1 pseudogene is annotated in these 245 nt (G+C 63.7%); it reads right to left on the bottom strand.

What is annotated here, in order from left to right:
* Window positions 1–245: pseudogene (locus tag KVT39_RS37170) on the bottom strand (MFS transporter); the annotation flags it as partial.

Genomic DNA, 245 nt, shown 5'->3' with positions numbered 1-245 from the left:
AGCCGCATACGATCATGAAGATGCCGACGTGCGTCACGTCGGCGAGCGCGACGCGCCGGAAACCGAAGCGGTCGAGGATCCACGTGGTTCCCGCCTTCATGCCGAGATTGCCGAGCGCACTCGCGAGCTGCAGCAAACCGGACTGGAACGGCGTCAGCCCGAAACCGATCTGTAACAGCAGCGGCAACAGGTACGGCACGGCGTTGATCGCCATCCGCGTGATCGGGCCTGTAATCACGGTCACC

Origin of the sequence: Burkholderia sp. GbtcB21 (assembly GCF_019091065.1) — a bacterium.
GTDB classification, from domain to species: Bacteria; Pseudomonadota; Gammaproteobacteria; order Burkholderiales; family Burkholderiaceae; genus Burkholderia; species Burkholderia pyrrocinia_C.
Note: the sequence above shows the minus strand (reverse complement) of the source record. Positions and strands in the feature narration are given on the sequence as shown.